Raw genomic sequence first — 20,498 nt, 5'->3', positions numbered from 1 at the left:
GCGGCATTGGCCGAGCTGTGGCGACTGCTCAAAGTGGCTCCGCTGCCGCGTTGGGCGACACCCCTGCTGATCGTCCTTGGCCTGGCCTCGTCGCTGGCGGAAACGGTCGGGATCACCCTCGTGCTCCTTTTCTTCTATCTGGCCATGGGACAGGTCGAACTCGCGACGTCGACAAGTGGCCTTCTGGGCGATGCGCTCCGGCACGCGGCGAGCTGGTTTCACAGCTCGACCGAAACCGCGCTGGTGGTGCTTCTTCTTATCATAGCTCGCGGCGCGCTCGCTTTCGCCAATACGCTGATCAGCGCTCGCATTGGCGAGCAGATCAATGAGGTCGCGCGCAACCGCGTCCATTCGCAATATCTGTCAGCCTCATATTCGTTCTTTCAGCGCCACGACGAGGCCTACCTCATGGAGGTTCTGGGGACCGAGACATGGTTGATCTCCGGCGCTTACGGCAGCCTGACCCGCATCATCGTCAGCTCCTGCTCGATCTTCCTCTTCGTGTCTTTTCTCTTTGCGCTTTCGCTGAAGATCACGATTATGGCCATCGCCGCCTCGATGATGGTGTCGGCAGGACTGCGTCACCTGTCCAGGCCGATTCGCGAACTCGGAGGCGGGGTGAAGCGGGTCCATCAGAGACTGGGAGAGCATATGTTGATGACCCTCCAGGGTATGCGCACGATCCGTGCGTATGGCCAGGAGAAGGTGCATCAGGAGCGTTTCGAGGGGGCGTCGGCAGAGGCGCGCCGGGTCGCACTGGGACTCGCGCGGCTTTCGGCGTTGGTCTCTCCGCTCACGGAAGTTGGGTACCTGGTCGTGCTTTGCCTCGTGATCGCTTCTGCCGACATGTGGGGAGTGGGATTTGCGACCAGTCTTACGGCAGTAGCCTTGCTCTATCGATTGCAGCCGCATTTGCGAGAGCTGGAGACCAGCCTGCTGTATATGGCGCAAATCGAGCCACAGCTGCGCTCCATCCGTCTCATGCTGGCGAAGGACGACAAGGAATACCCGAAGCCGGGACATATCGCGGTCAGCAAGTTGAGCGGCCCTATCTCGTTCCGCAACGTTACCTTCCGCTACGACACTGGATCTGAGCCTGCGCTTCGCGATGCCTGCTTTGACATTCCAGCAGGCAAGACTACCGCGCTGGTCGGCGCGAGCGGAGCGGGAAAAACGACGATTGTGAACCTTCTGCTTCGGCTCTATTCGGCGACCGAGGGCGTCATAAGGGTCGATGACCGACCTATCGAAGATATCCGCCGGACTGATTGGCTCGGATTGCTCGCGATTGCGGGCCAGGACGTCGACCTTGTTGAAGGCACCGTGATCGACAATGTGCGAATGTCGAGGAATGACGCATCCGAGGAGGATATCTTGCACGCATTGCGCGTAGCGGGTATCTCGGAAATCGTTGAAGCATTGCCCGACAAGTACAGCACCTGGATCGGACAGCACGGGACACGCTTTTCGGGCGGACAGCGCCAGCGAATTGGACTTGCCCGCGCAATTGTCCGCAATCCGGAGTTCCTGATCCTTGACGAGGCCATGAGCGCTCTCGATCGCTCGTTGGAGGAGAGCGTCAAGCGCGCAATCCAGCAGCAGTTCAAAGGCCGGACCTTGCTGCTCATTACACATCGCCTGGAATCCGTTCTCGACGCGGATCACGTGGTGTGCCTCGAGGCCGGCCGGGTTTGCGCGGAGGGACCCCCGGCGAAGCTGCTGGCGGACGCCAATAGCATCTTTACCCGGAACCTGCGGGTGGGAGCGTTCCGGAGCGGACATTGAGCTCGCCGTTGCAATTCGGCGCAGATCGAGAATTCGAAGAATTCTGCGGACCGCGTGTACACCCTGTGGTCATTCCTAGTCCGTGATACTCCCGGCCCGTATTACTACGGGGCATAGCGCTTTCTTTCGCATGGTTCAATTTTTCCCGAAATTCATAAACCGGCTTGAACGCCTTCGTGGTGGTTGTGGCGCCAAGGAGCACACAATCACTCATGACAAAAAAACTGGCCTACACGAGCGTTGTCGCCGGAACCTCTGGATCGGACGTTCTCTTCGGCGGAACCGGAAATGAGTTGCTCACCGGCGGAGCCGGCAGCGACATCTTCGCAATTTTGACGGGCTATGGATCGGACACCATCAGCGACTTTGAGGCAGGCGTCGGCGGCGACATCCTGCATCTTCAGGACGACCGACTCGCCACCTTTGCAGATTTCCTCGCGGCGGCCACGCAAGTAGGTTCCGATACGGTGGTCGCCTTGTCGAGCACCGAAACCCTGACATTGCAGAACGTCGCGCTCTCCTCTCTCGTCGCGTCCAATGTCGCCCTTGACGATCCGCTTCAGAGTAGCGTCGGCGGCGGAAGAGACGGAGGAAGTGAGTTTTCTCCTGCGACTGTTGAGGCGGCTACGATTGCCTCAGGCGGGACACTTGAATTGGCCGGAGCCTATTCCGGATCAGTTACATTCGGCGGCGCGACAGGCACCCTGGTTCTTGACCATTCGTCCGAGTTCACCGGGAAGCTGTTCAATCTGACAGGGGACGGCAATCCGCTCAGTTCGGACCAAATCGACCTAAGGGACGTTGCGTTCGGATCGGGGACGACAGTTTCGTATGAGGGCAATTCGTCAGCAGGAGTCCTGACAATCAGCGACGCGCAAAATGATACCGCGCACCTTTCTCTCGTTGGAAACTATACGAATTCGACGTTCACGCTCTCAAGCGACGGGCACGGCGGCACGACGGTCATCGATCCTCCCGCGACGCCGTTCGCGCTCGGCGTCTTTGTCGGTAATCCGAACTACTATGTTGCGAGCGAGGAGGCCACCTTCGAAGCAAACTTCAATGCCTTCTCGACCTTGATGGGGACCAAACCGCAATACCTGGACCAATTTGGCGACCAGACCCAGCCCATATCGCAATGGGTCGGGCAAGCGAGCTGGGACGCTGAGTCTGTCGCCCGTTCAGCCGTACTTCAGAACGTCATTCCGGTCATTGGGTTGCCGATGAGCTCGACGGCAGCGGGCTCCCCAACCGCTGACCAGTTCTACCAGGCCTTCGCGGCCGGAACATACGATTCCGTTCTGCAGGGCATGGTCAAGGCGTGGGCAAGCAACGGCTTCACGACACAAATCTGGCGACCCGGCTGGGAGATGAATGTCAGCACCATGCCGTCTTACGTCGGCAATGACGCTGCGACACAGGCCGATTGGGTCAAGGCCTTCCAGCACATCTACACCGTCTTGCACGCCGCTGGCCAGGCCGACGGTGTCAACATCCAGGTCATGTGGAATCCGGACGTTACAAACTACAGCAACGCCGGCAACGTTATCCAGACCGCTTACCCCGGCAACCAGTATGTCGATATCCTCGGCGCAGACGTCTACGGGGACCTCTACCCCTACGGCTCGCATGCCCAGCTGTACGATTGGGACAAGAGCGGACAGGTGCTCAACTCACCTAACCCGGTCTACGACACCAGCCTCCAACAATGGGCGGCAGATCCTGTCAACCTCGAGCATTACTACACCTACCCGGCCTCCAACCAATGGTCGCTCGACGGCAGCGCAGGCCATGCGACAACGCTTCAGCAGCTTATCGATCTGGCCAAGTCGTCAGGCAAGCCACTCGCCATTCCCGAGACCGGCGCCGGCAATACGGCCGACGGGGCCGGTGTCATCGACAATCCGACCTTCGTGCAATGGCTTTCGCAGACTCTGCGGCAATCGGGAGTACCCATCAGCTTTGTGAACATTTGGGACTCCAACGGCGGCGGCAAATACGAGTTTTCCAATGCGTCCGACGGCAAGCCGCTCGAGGCTGCGGCGTGGGCCGAATATTTCGGCGTTGTATCCGTGCCCACGCCCACCGTGGCGTCGTTCTCGCCGGACAGCAATGTTGTTGGCGACGGCATCACCAACTCAAGTCAAATTACTCTGACGGGAGTAGCAGTGGCCGGCAGCACTGTGGAGGTGTTCGACGGTACAGCTCAAATCGGTACCACCACGACCAGTGCGAGCGGCTCATGGTCGTTCGTCTCCGCAACCCTGGTCGACGGCAGCCACTCCTTCACTGTCAAGGATGTCGATGCGGCGGGCAATGTCAGCGCCGCATCTGCTGCCCTGAACGTCACCATCGATACCGTGGCACCGGGCGCGCCCGTGGTGGCGTTTGCATCCGGCAGCAATCTTGTCGCTGGCGGGACCACCAACGTGAACCAAGTGACGTTGGCTGGCACTGCAGAGGCGAGCAGCTTGGTCGAGTTGTTTGACGGTGGTATCCAGATCGGAACTGCGACCGCCGACGCCACAGGCGCCTGGTCATTTGCGACGGGAACGCTGGCCGACGGCAGCCACGCCTTCACCGGCAAGGCTGCGGATGCGGCCGGCAACGTCAGCACCGCCTCGGCGTCGTTGACAATGACGGTGGATACGATCCCACCCGTTGCACCGGAGCTGATCTCGGGTACGCCTGCTTCTGCGAATACCATGATCGTTTCCGGGACGGCGGAAGCCGGAACCACCGTCAAGCTGTACGAAGGGGCAGCCTTGCTTGGGACGACGTTGGCCACGTCCAGCGGGACGTGGAGCATGGATATCGGATCGCTCGCCGCGGGTCCGCACCAGCTCAGTGCGACCGCAACAGACGCCGCCGGCAATTTGAGCCAGCTCTCCAATGTCCTGAATGCGGTAGAAGGTACTTTGGTCGAGGCGGCCGGCACGACGTCGCTCACCAAGGTTGGAAGCAATTTTTACATGTCGGACGCCGATGCTGCTGTCACGCTGAAGTTCAATGGCGAGGCTTATGTCGCAGGGCAGTTTAGCAATTGGACGCCGATTGCAGCGGAGGCGACTTCGAGCGGTTACGACGTGGCCTGGAAGAACACGTCGACTGGCCTCTATACGGTGTGGACCGCCGACAGCAACGGCAATTTCACCTCCAATCTCCTGAGCAACGTCTCCGGGACGAGTGCAGCGTTCGAGTCGATCGAGACGCTGTTTCAGCAGGACCTCAACGGCGATGGTGTGGTCGGGTTGCGCACGACAATCATTGAGGCGGCCGGCGCAACTAGCCTGGTTCAGGCGGGCAGCAATTATCTTCTCAGTCCGACGTCCGGCGGCACCGGACCGACGCTGAAGTTCAATGGCGAGGCTTATGTCGCAGGGCAGTTCAGCGGCTGGTTACCGATCGGTGCGGAGGCGACTTCGAGCGGTTACGACGTGGCCTGGAAGAACACGTCGACTGGCGTCTATACGGTGTGGACCGCCGACAGCAACGGCAATTTCACCTCCAATCTCCTGAGCAACGTCTCCGGGACGAGTGCAGCGTTCGAGTCGATCGAGACGCTGTTTCAGCAAGACCTCAACGGCGATGGTGTGGTCGGGTTGCGCACGACAATCATTGAGGCGGCCGGCGCAACTAGCCTGGTTCAGGCGGGCAGCAATTATCTTCTCAGTCCGACGTCCGGCGGCACCGGACCGACGCTGAAGTTCAATGGCGAGGCTTATGTCGCAGGGCAGTTCAGCGGCTGGTTACCGATCGGTGCGGAGGCGACTTCGAGCGGCTACGACGTGGCCTGGAAGAATACGTCGACTGGCCTCTATACGGTGTGGACCGCCGACAGCAACGGCAATTTCACCTCCAATCTCCTGAGCAACGTCTCAGGAACAACTACGTCCCTCAAATCGATTGAGGTGGCATTCCATCAGGACCTCAACGGCGACGGCGTGATCAACACGGCGTCGACCGTCCTCGATATCGCGGGAAAGGTCGCGCTGACCTTGGCCAATATGAGCCAGCCAGCGACGCTCGAGGCGGGAGCGACGCTCGAACTGACTGGCGCTGCTTCTGGATCAATTGCATTTAAAGCCGCAACTGGTACCCTCATCCTTGATCATTCGATGCAGTTCACCGGAATGATTCACGGTCTTTCCGGCAATGGTGATTCCTCGAGCTCGAACATTCTCGATCTGAAAGATATCTCGTTCGGATCGGGCACGACGGCGACCTATGTCGGCGACACTTCGGGAGGCGGACTCACCGTCTCAGACGCGCAGAACCACATCGCGCATCTCACTCTGGCCGGAAACTACACCAATTCGACGTTCAATCTCTCGAGTGACGGAAACGGTGGCACCTTGGTGATCGATCCGCCGGCGGACGGTTTCGTCTTCTCGCAGTCTTCCATGCCGCAAGTGGCTGCCCCATCTTCCGCTGGCTTAGCGCTGTCGCTCGTCAATCATCGGCCTGCGTTCGATCATCCTGACACGGTTTCGGAAATATTGCGGTCGACCGTCCCTCTCAACGACGGCTCGCAGCATGTTCAGGGGCACGATTATTCCAGCGCACTTCATGTCGCTGAGGCCCAGGGCTTTCTTCTACACGTCTAGGTTGTCGGCGCGCTGCCTAGCCAACCCGGGCAACGAGGCGGCGCAGATCGCGGCCTGGTCCCATGGGGGCATTTACGACAAACTCATGTCCGTTGCGCATATCTGCAGGGGTGAATCGTCGCAATCGCTGGCCGCCGTTGCCTGCCGCAAAGTTGCGCAGGCCGGAGCCTTGCATGATCCGATTTCTTCGATTGGCGGCAGCCGTATTGTCGTTCTAGGTGCTGGAGTCTGTGTCCTGCGTCCGCAACCGTTCAAGCTGGGATCCGACACTGTTCCCAGGTCGATCAACAAGTCTGGCGCGCAGTGCATTCGGGGGCGCTGGTCCCGGTGTTCCCAGCGAGGAATGTAGGTCCGATTGCTGTTGTTGTTGGATTGGCCGAAGCGGCGGGTGGAACCCCCTGTCCAATCCGGGCTGCTGCTGGGGGGAGTGGTCATGGGCGTGTGCGTCCCGGCGCTAAAGTCCAGCGTGCGGACCGGCGTGTTCTTCTGTGGGTCCGTGTTCCCTTGGGTAAACGCAGGTGCGCCAGGGCCAGAGGAGCGCAATTTGTGAGAGCTTTGATCTCATGGGCACCTCCATCAGCGACTCGGTCGTCAACGGCCTCGGAGCAACAACTACAGATCCGCGGCGTCTTGGGAACAAGGTTTCTTGCGGGCCGAATAGCCGGACAAAAGGTGTCGCTTGTCGCAACTGCCCTTTGGATGCACTGCGTTGGGTCGACTAAGCTGCCATCGATGCTGACGTAAGGCCTGCGAGCAAGCTCGCGCTGGTGGGGCCGGGCTTCCATTATTTCGCCGATCCCGAGTTTTCCGCGACGGACAAGTTTACCCTCGTGGTGGTCAGCAAGAACGCAAGAACCGGCATAAAGGGCACCTCTACGGTCCAGATCACGGTGTCGCGTCCGAAGGCACCCTCTTCATTGGTCAGTGCCGCTAATCATCCTGATTGAGGGGGCAGGGCGCCATCACATCGAGACGTCTGCCGTTCAACACAGCCTCGTCGATCATCACAATCCGGCAATCCGGCCGTTCCCCGAGCGGGTGACACAGGAACTTGCCCTAATGTTGGACGTGCGAGCAGGTAAGGGAATGTATTAGGGTGTTCAGCGGAACATCTGTTCCTTAACGGAAGGAGCTAAGTCTGATGCGAATTGCCATGATCGGCACGGGTTATGTGGGGCTGGTGTCCGGCGCCTGCTTTGCGGAATTCGGTCACGACGTCACGTGCGTCGACAAGGATGCGGGCAAGATTGCAGCCCTGCACCGCGGCGAGATCCCGATCTATGAGCCCGGGCTCGATGCTCTGGTCGCGACCAATGTGAAGGCGAAGCGGCTCGACTTCACCACCGATCTGACCGAGCCCGTGGCGGAAGCCGATGCGGTGTTCATCGCGGTCGGCACGCCTTCGCGCCGCGGCGACGGCCACGCCGATCTCACCTATGTGTATGCCGCCGCGCGCGAGATCGCGCAGGCGCTGTCCGGCTTCACTGTCGTGGTGACGAAGTCGACCGTTCCGGTCGGCACCGGCGACGAGGTCGAGCGCATCATCCGCGAGACCAATCCGAAAGCCGACGTCGTAGTCGCCTCGAACCCCGAATTTTTGCGCGAGGGCGCGGCGATCCGCGACTTCAAATTCCCCGATCGCATCGTGGTCGGCACGTCGGACGAGCGCGGACGCAAGGTAATAGGAAATATCTATCGTCCGCTATCGCTCAACCAAGCGCCCTTGATGTTCACCACGCGCCGCACCGCGGAGCTAATTAAATATGCGGCGAATGCGTTTCTGGCGACCAAGATCACCTTCATTAACGAGATCGCCGATCTCTCGGAAAAGGTCGGCGCCAACGTGCAGGAGGTCGCGCGCGGCATCGGGCTCGACAACCGTATAGGCACAAAATTCCTGCATGCCGGTCCCGGTTTCGGCGGCTCGTGCTTTCCGAAGGACACCCGCGCACTAATCAAGATTGCGCAAGACTACGATGTGCAGCTCCGCATCGTGGAAGCCGTGCTCGCGGTCAACGAGAATCGCAAGCGTGCGATGGCGCGCAAGGTCAGCCATGCGCTCGGCGGCGCCTTGCGCGACAAGACCATCGGCGTGCTCGGCCTCACCTTCAAGCCCGACACCGACGACATGCGCGAGGCGCCGTCGATTCCGCTCGTGACCGGGTTGCTCGACATGGGCGCAAAGGTGCGCGCCCACGATCCGGCCGGCATGGAGCAGGCGCGTTCCGAGCTGCCGAGCATCGACTATTGCGACGACGCCTACGTCTGCGCCAAGGATGCCGACGCGCTGGTCATCGTCACGGAATGGGTGCAGTTCCGCGCGCTCGACCTCCAGCGGCTGAAGGAGGTGATGGCGCAGCCCGTCATCGTCGACCTGCGCAACGTCTATCGCCCCGAGGACATGGAAGCTGCCGGCTTCATCTATAAGAGCGTCGGGCGAACGGTTTCGCATGCGTGAAGACGTCCATTGCCTCCGCAGCGGCGGCCTGACGGAGATCCTTACCGATGGCTGCAGTGGATGGGTCTCCGCCCAGCCATCGAGATACTCTGCACCGGAGGCCGGCTGCAAGATTCGAGCGGACCTCGGGTGGGGCTCTTCACTGGTCGCTCACGCGGCAGAAGGACCATGAGGTGACCCGCCCAAGCCGCTAACGGAAGCTCACCGAGGTGACGGGGAGACTTTCGGTGTTAGTTCCGCAACCTCACACCAACGCCGCCGCCATTCCCCGCAATGAATTGAATGCCAGCTTCCTCAAGGGCTCTCTGAAGCGAGAGTGCCGCGTGCCGTGACACGTCACGGCGAGATTTTTCAAAATCAATGATGGTTGAAATTCCGAGCCCAGCGAGTTCGGCGAGCTCGGGCTGCGTGATGTCCAGGAGCGCACGTGCTGCACGGCATTGCCCAGGCGAAATCGGGTATATTTTCATTATCTATTGACACATGTATCTATAAATGGTTCAACATAAAACGTTGATACATTCTGACCCCACGATGCTCGCTCCCTTATCGCAAAAATCTTGCAGAAAGCCAGTGCCGATGATGATTCCTTCGAGAAAACAGCGACATAAGCCCGACCGCATGAACTTCATCGGCGGCTCCGACGCCCGCACCATCATGGGCAAGGACGAGAAAGCCCTGCTGCGGCTGTGGCGGGAAAAGCGGGGCGAGGCTACGGCGCCGGACCTTTCCGGAGAGCTGATCGTCCAGCTTGGCCTGGTCACCGAGGACCTCAACCGCCGCTGGTACGAGCTCAACTCCGGCAAACGGATCTCCGACGTCCAACGCCACGCCGTTCACCGGACGATCCCCTGGATGGCCGCCACCCTGGATGGGTTGGTCGAGGAAACCGGGGCGGTCTTCGAAGCCAAATTCATGCTGCCGTGGTCATTCTCCGAAGAAGCCGCAGCGGAGAAGCACATGGCCCAGCTTCAACACAACATGTTGGTCGCGGGCACCCGGGAATCTGTCCTCTCGATCATCAATGGCGGCGGCAAATGGATCGAGCTCTCGATCTCGGCCGACCCGATCTACCAGACCATCCTCATCGCCGCCGAAAAGGCCTTCTGGCGGGCGGTCAAGACTGGCGAACCCCCGGCGCTGTTCGACTGTGAGCCTCCAAAGCCCCGTATCGAAGCCGTCCGCGTGGTCGACATGGATGCTTCCAACTCCTGGGGCGAGTTTGCTTCCCTCTATCTCGTGACCCGGGACGCTCACCTCGATCATGAACGGGCCAAGAGCGAGCTCAAGGTGCTGATGCCGGAAGATGCAAAGGAGGCGGCAGGCCATGGAGTCCGGGCCAAACGATCCAAATCGGGTGCCGTCAGCTTCGACCTCGTGAATCAGGAGAGTTCTCATGCATCGGTCCAGTGAAAGCGTCGGCTCGATCGCAACCGCACTTGCAAAAGCCCAGACCGAACTCACCAACCCCGAGAAATCGATGGTCGGCTCCATCCTCCACAATAACCGGGGAGACAATCCGCAGACCTTCCGCTATGCGCCCCTTTCGAGTGGCCTGGAGATCGTCCGCAAGACCTTGGGCGGGCAACAGATCGCGGTGGCGCAGACCACCGACGTTGATCGGGTCAATGGCTTGATCAGTCTCACAACAGTCTTGATGCACACCTCGGGTGAGTGGATCTCGTCGGACTGGCCGGTTTGCGTGCTCTCGGAAGCGTCTGCGCCGCGACGAATGGGAGCTGCACTGACCTACGCGCGGCGCTACGCTCTCTTCACCTTGGTAGGAATCGCCGGCGAGGACGACCTCGACGCGCCGCCCGACCTTACCACCGACTCGCCAGCCGGCGACAGCGTAGTAGCCGCGGCGCCCAATCCCATCATTGTGCGACCGCCGGCTCGATCAAGCCAAATCGAGGCCGGCAAGCCTGGCGTCCAGCCCGTTCGCGACAAGCCCAGCGCAGAGCAGTCGGCCGCGATCAGCGCGCAACTGATTCAAGAGATCGAAACGCTGGGGGAGGATGACCTGCGGTCGCGCGCGATCGCCATCCTGAAGGCCAAGAACCGGTTGTCAGCGGATGATGCCAAGAGGCTCGAGGACGCCTTCGAGGCCAGGATAGCCTTGCACCCGGAGATTTTGACGACGGTTGAACCAACGCCCCCTCAAGCAGGACCGGCGGTGAAGCATCCGTCCACGGGATCTGCGGATCCAGAGAAGCGGCCGAGGGGGCGCCCGAGAAAGATCAAAGCCGCAGTCGAACCATCCGCTACAATTCCTGCCGTTCCCTTCGAACCAGCCATTGATGCGTCCCTCCCTGCTTCGACACACCACCAAGCCGACGCCGCTCCCGGCAAGATCCAAAAAAGCGAACTTTGGATCAGCGAACCGCGTCGGTTTCGCGACAAGGCCCATCTCAAGTTCGTTGGGTCGCAGCCCTGTCTGGTCTGCGGCAGAAATCCGGCGGACGCCCACCATCTGAGGTTCACCCAGTCCCGCGGGATGGGCCTCAAGGTCAGCGACGAGTTCACGGTGCCTTTGTGCCGAGCCCACCACAGGGATAATCACAACTATGGAGACGAGATCGCCTGGTGGGAAAGACGGGCGATCGATCCCGTTGCCACGGCGCGCGCGCTTTGGATCTCAACGCGGCGGATCGAATGAGAAAGAAAAATATGAAATCTGTGCACGGAGAAAGGCAATCAGCTTTGATCTGGTCTAGCGTGGATTTCGATACAGATCCAACTTGAGATTCACAAGGCCTGATCACCTCATTTAATTCGCTAGGAATTGTCACGATGCAAAACAACCTCACTTCCAAAAAAGACGCGCGGGTCCCGCGCGAGCTCGATCCGTTCATCAAGTGCCCGCGGTTGCTGCCGGGCGAATCCGAGAAAGATTACTATGCACTGTTCGACCTCATGATTGAGGAGATCTGTCCCGAGGAGGCTTCGGAGTGGCTGGTGGCAGCCGATATCGTCGGGCTGTTTTGGGAAATCGCGCGTTATCGAGCCTGGAAGGGCGCTATCCTCAATCTCAATCGCCGACAAGCACTCGTGACGGCACTGTGGGATACACACCCCAGCCGTCTCCCCACGCTGCCCTCGCCGGTTATCGTCGCGATGGCGAACACAGAGGCCGACGAGTGCTACGCAAATCCGGAGTTTCGCCGGGCTCTGGATCCGCGCCTGGCCCAGCGTGGCTATGACGAAGAAGCCCTCAACGCGGGGGCGTTTCTGGAAGCAATCGAACCGCTCTCGAAAATCGATCGGTTTTTGGCTTCGGCGCGCGGGCAGCTCCAGGTCATGCTGAAACAAGTGTACGTGCGGAGGGAATTTGCCAACCGCGCCCGCGCGGCGCTGAATAACCGCCTCGATGCGGCGGCGGCCAAGGTCCCCCAGCCCAAGCAGATCGGACCGAACTAGCCGAGCACAATCGTGACCTCCGCTCGCAAAATCGAATCCAACCGAAGCAACGCCTCCCGGAGTACCGGTCCACGGACTCCGGGAGGCAAGTCACGTTCAAGTAACAACGCACGGCGACATGGCCTCGCCACGCCCATCGAAGACGATCCTGAAGCAGGAAGTGAGATCGAGTGCCTGGCGGCAATTCTAGCTCAAGGGAGCGATGACTTCTTGCGGCACGAGCAATCGCGCAGCCTCGCCAAATGTCATTTCGACTTGCGGCGGATACGATCGGCCCGTCACGACGTCTTCTTGACGATGAATGACTTGCAACCTTCGACCCGCGAGGACTTCGAGAAGGCGTTGCACGCCATTGAGAGAATCAGCCGGTACGAGACCAGAGCGTTGTCGAGGCTCAGGCGACAGCACCGCTGCCTACCCCAGGCTGAAAAGGAGATGCTAAACAAATAGCCACAGCAGCGCTGCCAACCTGACCTCCTACAAATTGGCAGAACGAACCCAATTGGCGTCTTCCGGCCGGCGCGCCTAACGCTGTAGGTTCAAACGTCCTCACGACGCGAATAGGCGGAACGAACCCAAGTTTTGCAAACAAATTCAGAACCTTATGCCGGCGATGTCAGACAAGCAATATCCTAAACCCAATGCTCTCAAACATGGAGGGTTCTCCAGCCGCGAGCTCCTCCCTTGGCAAGATCCGAGCGAATTCGAAAAATTGCGCCGTAGTTTGATGGGAGAGCATCAACCAGACGGTCCGTTGCAGGCGGAATGACACAGCCCGACGCTAGTCTAGCGGCACCGGCTCCGACGGCCGCGTGCGAAAGCTTCGCTTTTGGTCGCGCCAGTTCAGCGGCAAGCGCGGCGCATTTCGGCTTTGAAATCGTCGATCACCAGGTGGGCCCGGAGTTTCCGCACGCCGGCAGCCTCCAATCAGCCCTGCCGGCGACCGATCCTTCCGGGCTACTTCACGCTGCCACGCCGGTAGATGCTCATTTTGCGGAGTTTCACAACTTCATGCTTCACCACTAACGGCGTCGGAATGTCTGGCCCTGGCGGACGACCTCGGGGGCGCCGCGGCCAGACCCCGACCGATGGGATTCTGGAACGGACTATTGCTCGGTCAGGTTGCGACGGTACTGCGCGAACCCGTGGTGACAAGTTGAATGCTGTTGTGCGCACCCGCTGTTGCTGGGTGCCTTACGCGCGCGCTGGCGCAGCAAGGACGAGCGGAGCGATCAGCAAGAGTCTGAGCGGTAGCATCGAGGACCTCCATCTGCAGAACCTGGAGGTTGGATAACGCGTGTGTTCTTTCTCAGTTAGTTTCCCGAATCCGCCCTCGAAGGGTCAGGGTTTCCTGCAGTCGCTGTAAAACGTGCCGTTGGTTGCAACGATCCGCTCGATGCATTGCTTGGGATCGACTATTTTGCCGTCAACGGTGAAATCATAGGCCTGGTTCTTCACAACAAGCGCGTAGCGGCCGGGCGTCAGCTCCAACGCGGGATCTTCGCTATGCAATTCGTACATTTCAGGGCTGTTGGGTAGCGGTGAAACTCGAAACGGGAATGCGATGTTTCGGATCACCCAGCTATTGCCATCTTCGGGCGGCTTGCCAGCGGCCTCGGCGGAGAACTCGCGCGCGACTTTGGCGACGACACGAACCTCCACGCGGTCCGAAACACTTGTGGCGGCATCGCGGCGGAATACGATGAATCTGGGATGTCCGCTCGGCAGCACCGTGTGGCTTGGCATCTTCAGCGCGGCGGACACCGCGATGCGAACGTCCGGAGCACGGCCGGGCAATAGCTGCAACTCGGTCAGGGAATCGCCCTCGATCGCGTAGACACCGTAATCTGTTGGGCGTAATGGATTTGGCTTCGGAGGTGGCGTCGGCGCAGGGGCGGCGATCGCTGACATCGGTGCGCGCTCTCGCTCGGAGGCAGCCTGCTCTTGCTGGCGCGACAGGTGTCGTATCCAGGATGCCAATCGCTCCCTCTGCTGGACGACGCCCGCGGCCCCGCCGGCAATGAGCAACACCGCGACGGTTCGCACGAAGAGTGGCCAAAGCGGGTGAGCGGGTCTTGTGCGCGCCGCTCGCGTCGAATCAATCGGACCAGCCGCCTGTCGCAGCCAGGCCGGTGGGTCCAGGTGGGCGGCGGGGAGGCTGTGCGCGGAAGCGGAACCCTCGTCGAGTTGCGAAATCTGCGGCAGTGCAAGCTCGATTTGCTGCCTTGAAAATTCCTCGACGCCGCGAATGGCGGCTTCGAGGGCCTGCTGCGTCCGCTCGATGTCTTTCTCATCCGCGCAGGTGAACTGTTCCTGCAGCTTGTAACGGGCAAGATCGTAGACGGCCTGGCGCAAGTCGTCGGGGTTGTGCTTGACCGTGTCGATCATGCGGGAAATGACAAGCGCGAAATGGACCTCGTTGGAAGTCGCATCCACCGGGCCATCATCGTTCGGTATCAAGTCGCCCGAACTCATCGATTCTTGCCGGGATTGTTGCTGGGTCGCCTTCTGCATGTTTGCAGACTAAACCAACTCACATCCCCGTAGCATGGACTTTTCGCCTGCACCTCGGCATTCTGACTGGAATGTGTGCCGACGGTGGCGGCGGCAGGTAAGACAGAGGCCCTCATGTTCGCCAGCTTGAAGTTCAAATGCGCGTTGCTCGTGCTGGCCTGCATTGCGCTGAGCCTGGTTCCCGATTCCGCCGCGGCCGTCACGGCCGAGGTCGCTCGGAAATGCCAGGCCCTGACCGCGGCGCAGTTTCCGCCCCGCTTGCCCGGGAATCCGGCGGCAGGAAGCACCAAAGGATCGGGGCGCGAGCAACACGAATATTTCAACAAATGCGTGGCGAATGGCGGCAAGGCGGACGATAACGCCGCTCCCAAATGAGCGGTCAGAGATGACCTGTCACGTGCCGCCACGCTAACGCGGCCGCGCCCTCGGGGAGAAGCTGCGAACAGCATCGATGTTTGCAACACACGCTGCGTCAATTCAAACGCACGGATCACTTCGAGCACGCTGCTTCCCGCACCTGTGCCCAAATTGACGGCAAAGTATTTCGGATTGCTGAGCAACGAGAGTGCCGATACGTAGCCGTCGACCTCCTCACCTGCCGACAGCAAGGCAACACAAGCATGTGAGCCGATAACGAAGCAGAAGGTCCGATCATAAGAGACAGAAATACGTCAGGCAGAATGCGGCGTGACTGTCCTTGTTCGGCCACTTTCATGGGGATCACGTTGTTGTCGTCTTTTTGCAAGAAGCTTGAGCGTCGCCGGTCCGGCAGAACATGTGTCGCTGCGGGCTGGCACCATTCTTGCTGAACCATGACGAGATCTGGTCACGACCCGAGGCATATCCATGGAACCGCGAATTATTCCCCTGATCATGTGCGGCGGTGCTGGCACGCGGCTATGGCCGGCCTCGCGCGAGGTCCGCCCCAAGCAGTTCTTGTCACTGTTCGGACAACTCTCAACGTTTCAGGAGACATTGCTGCGCGTATCGGATGCGACGCTATTTGAGCGACCGATCGTGATCACCAACGAAGCCTATCGTTTCATGGTGCAGGAGCAGCTTGCGGAAATCAGCTGTAAGGCCGATGTGCTTCTAGAGCCAGCGCGGCGCGACTCCGGGCCAGCAATCGCGGTGGGCGCGGCGTTCGCGTGGGGGAAAGACGACAAGGCGATCGTGCTGGCGCTCGCGGCCGATCATCTGGTGCGCGACAAGGATGCCTTCGTTGCCGCCTGCCGCGAGGGACTGGTCGCGGCGGAAGCCGGACGCATCGTGACCTTCGGCGTCAAGCCGGAGCGGCCTGCCACTGAATATGGCTACATCAACCCGGGCGAGGTTGTCGCAGGCGAGGTGCGGGCGGTCACAAAGTTCGTCGAGAAGCCGGATGCCGCGACCGCAACAGGCTATATCGCTTCCGGCTATCTCTGGAACAGCGGCAACTTCATGTTCCGCGCCGCGATGCTGCTCGATGAGTATCGCAATTTCGACGCGGACAGCATCGCCTCGGTCGAGCAGTCGGTGGCGAAGGCCGGGCGGGATCTCGGCTTCGTCAAGCTTGATGCGGCGGCCTTTGCCGCGGCGAAGGCGATCTCGATCGATTATGCCGTGATGGAGAAGACCGTGCATGCGGCGGTGGTGCCGGTGGCGTGCGGCTGGTCGGACATCGGCTCCTGGCGCCAGGTCTGGGAGCTCTCCGACAAGGACAGCCAGGGCAATGCGGCGCGGGGTGTCGCGGTGTTCGAGGATTCCCGCAACTGCAACGTGACGACCGACGGCGCGCTGGTCGCGCTTGAGGGCGTCGACGACCTCATCGTCGTCGCGACCCAGGACGCCGTGCTGGTGTCGCGACAGCAGGACGCCAACGGGCTGAAGCGGCTGGTCGCGAAATTGAAGGTGACGGCACCCGAGGTGACCGAGAGCCACATCAAGGTGCACCGGCCCTGGGGCTCCTACCAGTCGGTCGACAATGGCGACCGCCACCAGGTCAAGCGCATCATCGTCAAGCCGGGCGGGCGGCTCAGCCTGCAGAAGCATCACCATCGCTCCGAGCACTGGATCGTGGTGCGCGGCACCGCGCGGGTGACCGTCAACGAACTGGTCAAGACCGTGCACGAGAACGAATCGATTTACATTCCTGTTGGAGCGGTGCACCGGCTGGAGAACCCCGGCAAGATACAGCTCGAGCTGATCGAGGTGCAGACTGGGAGCTATCTCGGCGAGGACGACATCATCCGTATCGAGGATGACTATCAACGCGCGTGAGATCGCTCGCCTGCACGGAACGGGTGGATTGGTCGTCAAGTTCTGACCCTGAGTCCACAGACGAGCGATAGCCGCTGACAGGACGGAGTATCTTTGTTGCAGGGCGTCGTTGTACTTTTGCTTCTGTTCGCGGTGGGCTTTGGAGCGGGCTACTGGACGCGGGCGCTTGTTGCCCGCAGACGACGCGTAGCAGCTCGAAAATGGAGACCCTACTTCGAGCCGGAATGGCTACGCGCCGCGAACACCAACCACGTGACGAACGGCCGGAAACGCCCCTCGACCGTTCCTCCTGGAGAGCTTGGTCAGATGCTCAGTCGTTGGGAAGATAAAGCAGGAGCACGTCGGCGCGGTCCGTTCGTCATGATGCCGACGGCAGAGAATTCAAACGGCAAGCCCTGAGGCACTTCAATTGCGGTGTCGGAACGGTAGCAGTCGTGAAATGAACACTCCAACAATCCCGCCTGCCGCCTTTTCAAGCACATCAAGCATGGCTGGATCGCGGTCTGGTCGCAACTCCTGCAACAGTTCGAGCAAGATCGCCATGCTGACAACGATTGTGCACGCCAGGATCGCGCGACCGGGCAAGAGCCAGGATAGGAGAAGGCCAAAAATCAGGTAGGCGACTAAGCGCTCGATGACCACGATCCAGAGGGCCTCGTTCGGGCCGAGGAGAACTGGCCGGCTGGACAGCGATGTCAAGGTCGCATAAGCGATCAACAAGAAACAGGCAACTGTTGCGGCGATAACGGGAGTTCGATGCATCCTGCGCTTGGTCGCCTCAATCGGGGTTTGTGAAGAGTCGAGCAAGTCTGCCATGTCAGCAGAAGCACGCAAAGACCGCTTTACGATCCCTTCGCGTCGCCCGGCGTCTCACGCGTATCCGTTCGGATTGCTGCTCTGCCAGCGCCAGTGGTCGGCACACATCGTCTCCAGTGACCGGGTTGCCGTCCATCCGAGCAGCTTCGAGGCGTAGTCGGTCGCGGCATAATAGGCGTCGATGTCGCCGGGACGGCGGGGCTTGATGTCGTAGGGAACCGGCCTGCCGCTCGCGGCCTCGAAGGCGCTGATGACGTCGAGAACGCTGCTGCCCGCGCCGGTGCCGAGATTGACTGCAAAGCATTGCGGTGCGTCGAGCAGCTTCAGCGCGGATACGTGGCCCGCAGCTAGATCCATCACATGGATGTAGTCTCGCACGCCGGTGCCGTCGGGTGTGTCGTAGTCATTGCCCCAGACGTTGAGCCGCTCGCGCCGCCCGATCGCAACCTGGGCGACGAACGGGACCAGATTGTTGGGAACGCCCTTCGGATCTTCGCCGATCAGGCCGCTTTCATGTGCGCCGACCGGGTTGAAGTAGCGCAGGATCGCGATTGCCCAGTTGTTGTCGCTGACATATTGGTCGCGCAGCATCTCCTCGATCATCAGCTTGGTGCGGCCGTAGGGATTGACCGCCTGGAGCGGGTGCTCTTCGGTGTAGGGCAGGAACTGCGGCGTGCCATAGACGGTCGCCGACGAGCTGAACACGATCTTGCGCACGCCGGTGGCCCGCATCGCGCGCAGCAGCCGATGCGACCCGATCACGTTCTGGTCGTAATATTCGAGCGGATCGGCAACGGAATCCTGCACCGATTTCAGGCCCGCGAAATGCATCACGGCGGTGCAGCCATGCTGCGTCAGCGCCTTTTCGAGCGCAGCCTGGTCGCGCACGTCGCCCTCGACCACGGTCAATGGCTCGCTGCAGATCGCCTGTACCCGTTCGAGTGCTTTCGGGCTACTGTTGGAGAAATTGTCGAAGACGACGACGTCTTCTCCGGCCGACAACAGCGTGACGCAAGCGTGTGAGCCGATATAGCCGGCGCCGCCGGTGACCAGGATCATGCCATGTCTCTGCGTTGAGCGACGGTGCATACGCGACGGCGTTGCCCGGCTAGCGCGGTATTCATAGCATTCCATTTTTTTCGACGCCAAGCGCTGTTTTTCGTTATGGCGAATATCTCATCCGCCCGATGCAAAAAGCGCACGTATGTTCGAGCACGGGCAGGTCACCGACGTTGCGCCGTTGGCCAACGCGACGCCCGGTGGTGATTTAATTAGCCGGCGGATTGTCCCGGCAGTTTCCTGAAGCGGTCGATCTGGTCCTGCACGATCGCCAGCACGAGCCTGCCGGCTCCGACGCCGCAGACACCGCCCACGGCCTTCACCAGCGCGTCGAGCAGGCGGGCATGGCGATCGGGCGTCAGCAACTGCAGCGCCTCCAGCGCAAACGCGCTTCCGACGACCATCACAACAATGGCGGGCATGCGCCGCGGATAGCCCAGTACCAGTGCCAGGCCCAGCAGCGCAAAGGCCGCAAAATGCTCGACCTGCACATCGGCAATTGACGGCCGATCGTTGATCGGCGACAGCGTCACGAACGCGATAAAGGCAAAAGCCAGCCAACCCGCGATACGGGAAATTCTTTGGGTCATAATGGAGAGGGGTAGGCGAGGGCCGATCCGATCGCAACTCACGTTCGCCCGCCGGGCGCGGTTTGCCGGACCGATCGCCAATTATCGTTAATACCGCAAGCCCCCCAGCCGGCGTGCCCGGCTGTTCCAAATCTGCTATCAAGTCGGGATATGACCAAAAAGTAACATTCCACCTGTTGGCCCGTTCATAACCCGTTCAGCGCCGAAAGCCTCATTTGATGCCGGATATCGCAATGCTTAATCTCGGAGGCCAACGTGCGTCTGCTTGTCGTTGAGGATGATCCAGATCTGAACCGCCAGCTCACGACGGCGCTGACGGATGCCGGCTACGTGGTCGATCGTGCGTTCGACGGCGAGGAGGGGCATTTCCTTGGCGACAGCGAGCCCTATGACGCGGTCGTGCTGGATATCGGCCTGCCGAAGATGGACGGCATCTCGGTGCTGGAAGCCTGGCGGCGGAACAAGCGGGCGATGCCGGTGCTGATTCTCACCGCGCGCGACCGCTGGAGCGACAAGGTGCAGGGCTTTGACGCCGGCGCCGACGACTATGTGGCGAAACCATTCCACCTCGAAGAGGTGCTGGCACGGATCCGCGCGCTGCTGCGCCGCTCGACCGGGCACGCGCAGGTCGAACTGGTCTGCGGGCCGGTGGCATTGAACACGCGCACCAAGCGCGTCACGGTCAATGGCAACCCGATCAAGCTGACATCGCACGAATACAATCTCCTCGACTATCTGATGCACCATACCGGCCGCGTGGTTTCGCGCACCGAACTGGTCGAACATCTCTACGACCAGGACTTCGACCGCGACTCCAACACGATCGAGGTGTTCGTCGGCCGTATCCGCAAGAAGCTGGAAGTGGATATCATCCAGACCGTGCGCGGTCTGGGCTACATGCTGGCGCCGCCGCCGTCAGGTGCTTGATCGGCGCACCGGCATCGGCACGATCCGCGCCGATAGCCCTGTTCCGATGGAATCGGAACGGGG

Annotated in this window: 14 protein-coding genes; 9 read left to right on the top strand and 5 right to left on the bottom strand. The window is 60.6% G+C overall.

The features are described from left to right. Positions 1-6 precede the first annotated feature (6 nt). The 3 genes from ACP2YO_RS30740 to ACP2YO_RS30730 all read left to right on the top strand — a co-directional run bounded on the left by ACP2YO_RS30740 (position 7) and on the right by ACP2YO_RS30730 (position 8,850). Positions 7-1,785: an ABC transporter ATP-binding protein gene (locus ACP2YO_RS30740; protein ID WP_426434888.1), complete on the top strand. Its 1,779-nt coding sequence runs from the start codon at positions 7-9 to the stop codon at positions 1,783-1,785. Positions 1,786-1,997: 212 nt separating this feature from the next. Then, positions 1,998-6,392: an Ig-like domain-containing protein gene (locus tag ACP2YO_RS30735; protein WP_426434887.1), complete on the top strand. Its 4,395-nt coding sequence runs from the start codon at positions 1,998-2,000 to the stop codon at positions 6,390-6,392. Positions 6,393-7,533: 1,141 nt separating this feature from the next. Next, positions 7,534-8,850: a UDP-glucose dehydrogenase family protein gene (locus ACP2YO_RS30730; protein ID WP_426434886.1), complete on the top strand. Its 1,317-nt coding sequence runs from the start codon at positions 7,534-7,536 to the stop codon at positions 8,848-8,850. A gap of 230 nt (positions 8,851-9,080) precedes the next feature. Here the strand turns inward: ACP2YO_RS30730 and ACP2YO_RS30725 are convergent, their stop codons facing one another. Next, positions 9,081-9,320, bottom strand: coding sequence for a helix-turn-helix transcriptional regulator (locus ACP2YO_RS30725; protein WP_426434885.1), 240 nt, complete (start codon positions 9,318-9,320; stop codon positions 9,081-9,083). Positions 9,321-9,507: 187 nt separating this feature from the next. Here ACP2YO_RS30725 and ACP2YO_RS30720 point away from each other — a divergent pair, with 187 nt between their 5' ends. The 3 genes from ACP2YO_RS30720 to ACP2YO_RS30710 all read left to right on the top strand — a co-directional run bounded on the left by ACP2YO_RS30720 (position 9,508) and on the right by ACP2YO_RS30710 (position 12,270). Further along, positions 9,508-10,263, top strand: a complete 756-nt coding sequence (locus ACP2YO_RS30720) for a YqaJ viral recombinase family protein (RefSeq protein ID WP_426443354.1) — start codon at positions 9,508-9,510, stop codon at positions 10,261-10,263. Positions 10,264-10,330: 67 nt separating this feature from the next. Further along, on the top strand, positions 10,331-11,509 hold the full coding sequence (locus tag ACP2YO_RS30715; protein ID WP_426434884.1) for an ERF family protein: 1,179 nt from the start codon (positions 10,331-10,333) through the stop codon (positions 11,507-11,509). Positions 11,510-11,643: 134 nt separating this feature from the next. Continuing rightward, positions 11,644-12,270 carry a hypothetical protein gene (locus ACP2YO_RS30710; protein WP_426434883.1) on the top strand — a complete coding sequence of 209 codons (627 nt, stop codon included), beginning with the start codon at positions 11,644-11,646 and terminating at the stop codon, positions 12,268-12,270. 1,341 nt (positions 12,271-13,611) lie between these two features. On the opposite strand, the gene ACP2YO_RS30705 is transcribed toward ACP2YO_RS30710, so the two are convergent. Continuing rightward, positions 13,612-14,784, bottom strand: coding sequence for a hypothetical protein (locus ACP2YO_RS30705; RefSeq protein ID WP_426434882.1), 1,173 nt, complete (start codon positions 14,782-14,784; stop codon positions 13,612-13,614). Between the two features lie 84 nt (positions 14,785-14,868). Between ACP2YO_RS30705 and ACP2YO_RS30700 the strand changes: the two genes are divergently transcribed. Then, positions 14,869-15,159, top strand: a complete 291-nt coding sequence (locus tag ACP2YO_RS30700; RefSeq protein ID WP_426434881.1) for a hypothetical protein — start codon at positions 14,869-14,871, stop codon at positions 15,157-15,159. A gap of 471 nt (positions 15,160-15,630) precedes the next feature. Next, positions 15,631-17,043 carry a mannose-1-phosphate guanylyltransferase/mannose-6-phosphate isomerase gene (locus ACP2YO_RS30695; RefSeq protein ID WP_426434880.1) on the top strand — a complete coding sequence of 471 codons (1,413 nt, stop codon included), beginning with the start codon at positions 15,631-15,633 and terminating at the stop codon, positions 17,041-17,043. A gap of 405 nt (positions 17,044-17,448) precedes the next feature. Here the strand turns inward: ACP2YO_RS30695 and ACP2YO_RS30690 are convergent, their stop codons facing one another. The 3 genes from ACP2YO_RS30690 to ACP2YO_RS30680 all read right to left on the bottom strand — a co-directional run bounded on the left by ACP2YO_RS30690 (position 17,449) and on the right by ACP2YO_RS30680 (position 19,589). Next, positions 17,449-17,859 (bottom strand): VanZ family protein, encoded by a 411-nt coding sequence (locus ACP2YO_RS30690; RefSeq protein WP_426434879.1) that lies wholly within the window; start codon positions 17,857-17,859, stop codon positions 17,449-17,451. Positions 17,860-17,913: 54 nt separating this feature from the next. After that, a complete protein-coding gene (galE, locus tag ACP2YO_RS30685; protein WP_426434878.1) occupies positions 17,914-18,918 on the bottom strand; it encodes a UDP-glucose 4-epimerase GalE in 1,005 nt (334 codons plus the stop codon). 212 nt (positions 18,919-19,130) lie between these two features. After that, positions 19,131-19,589 (bottom strand): VanZ family protein, encoded by a 459-nt coding sequence (locus tag ACP2YO_RS30680; protein ID WP_426434877.1) that lies wholly within the window; start codon positions 19,587-19,589, stop codon positions 19,131-19,133. A gap of 174 nt (positions 19,590-19,763) precedes the next feature. Here ACP2YO_RS30680 and ACP2YO_RS30675 point away from each other — a divergent pair, with 174 nt between their 5' ends. Further along, the gene (locus ACP2YO_RS30675) at positions 19,764-20,435 is read left to right on the top strand and encodes a response regulator transcription factor (protein WP_426434876.1); all 672 of its coding nucleotides are present in this window, start codon (positions 19,764-19,766) and stop codon (positions 20,433-20,435) included. Positions 20,436-20,498 lie beyond the last annotated feature (63 nt).

The organism is Bradyrhizobium genosp. P (assembly GCF_049949265.1).
Taxonomy (GTDB): domain Bacteria; phylum Pseudomonadota; class Alphaproteobacteria; order Rhizobiales; family Xanthobacteraceae; genus Bradyrhizobium.
Note: the sequence above shows the minus strand (reverse complement) of the source record. Positions and strands in the feature narration are given on the sequence as shown.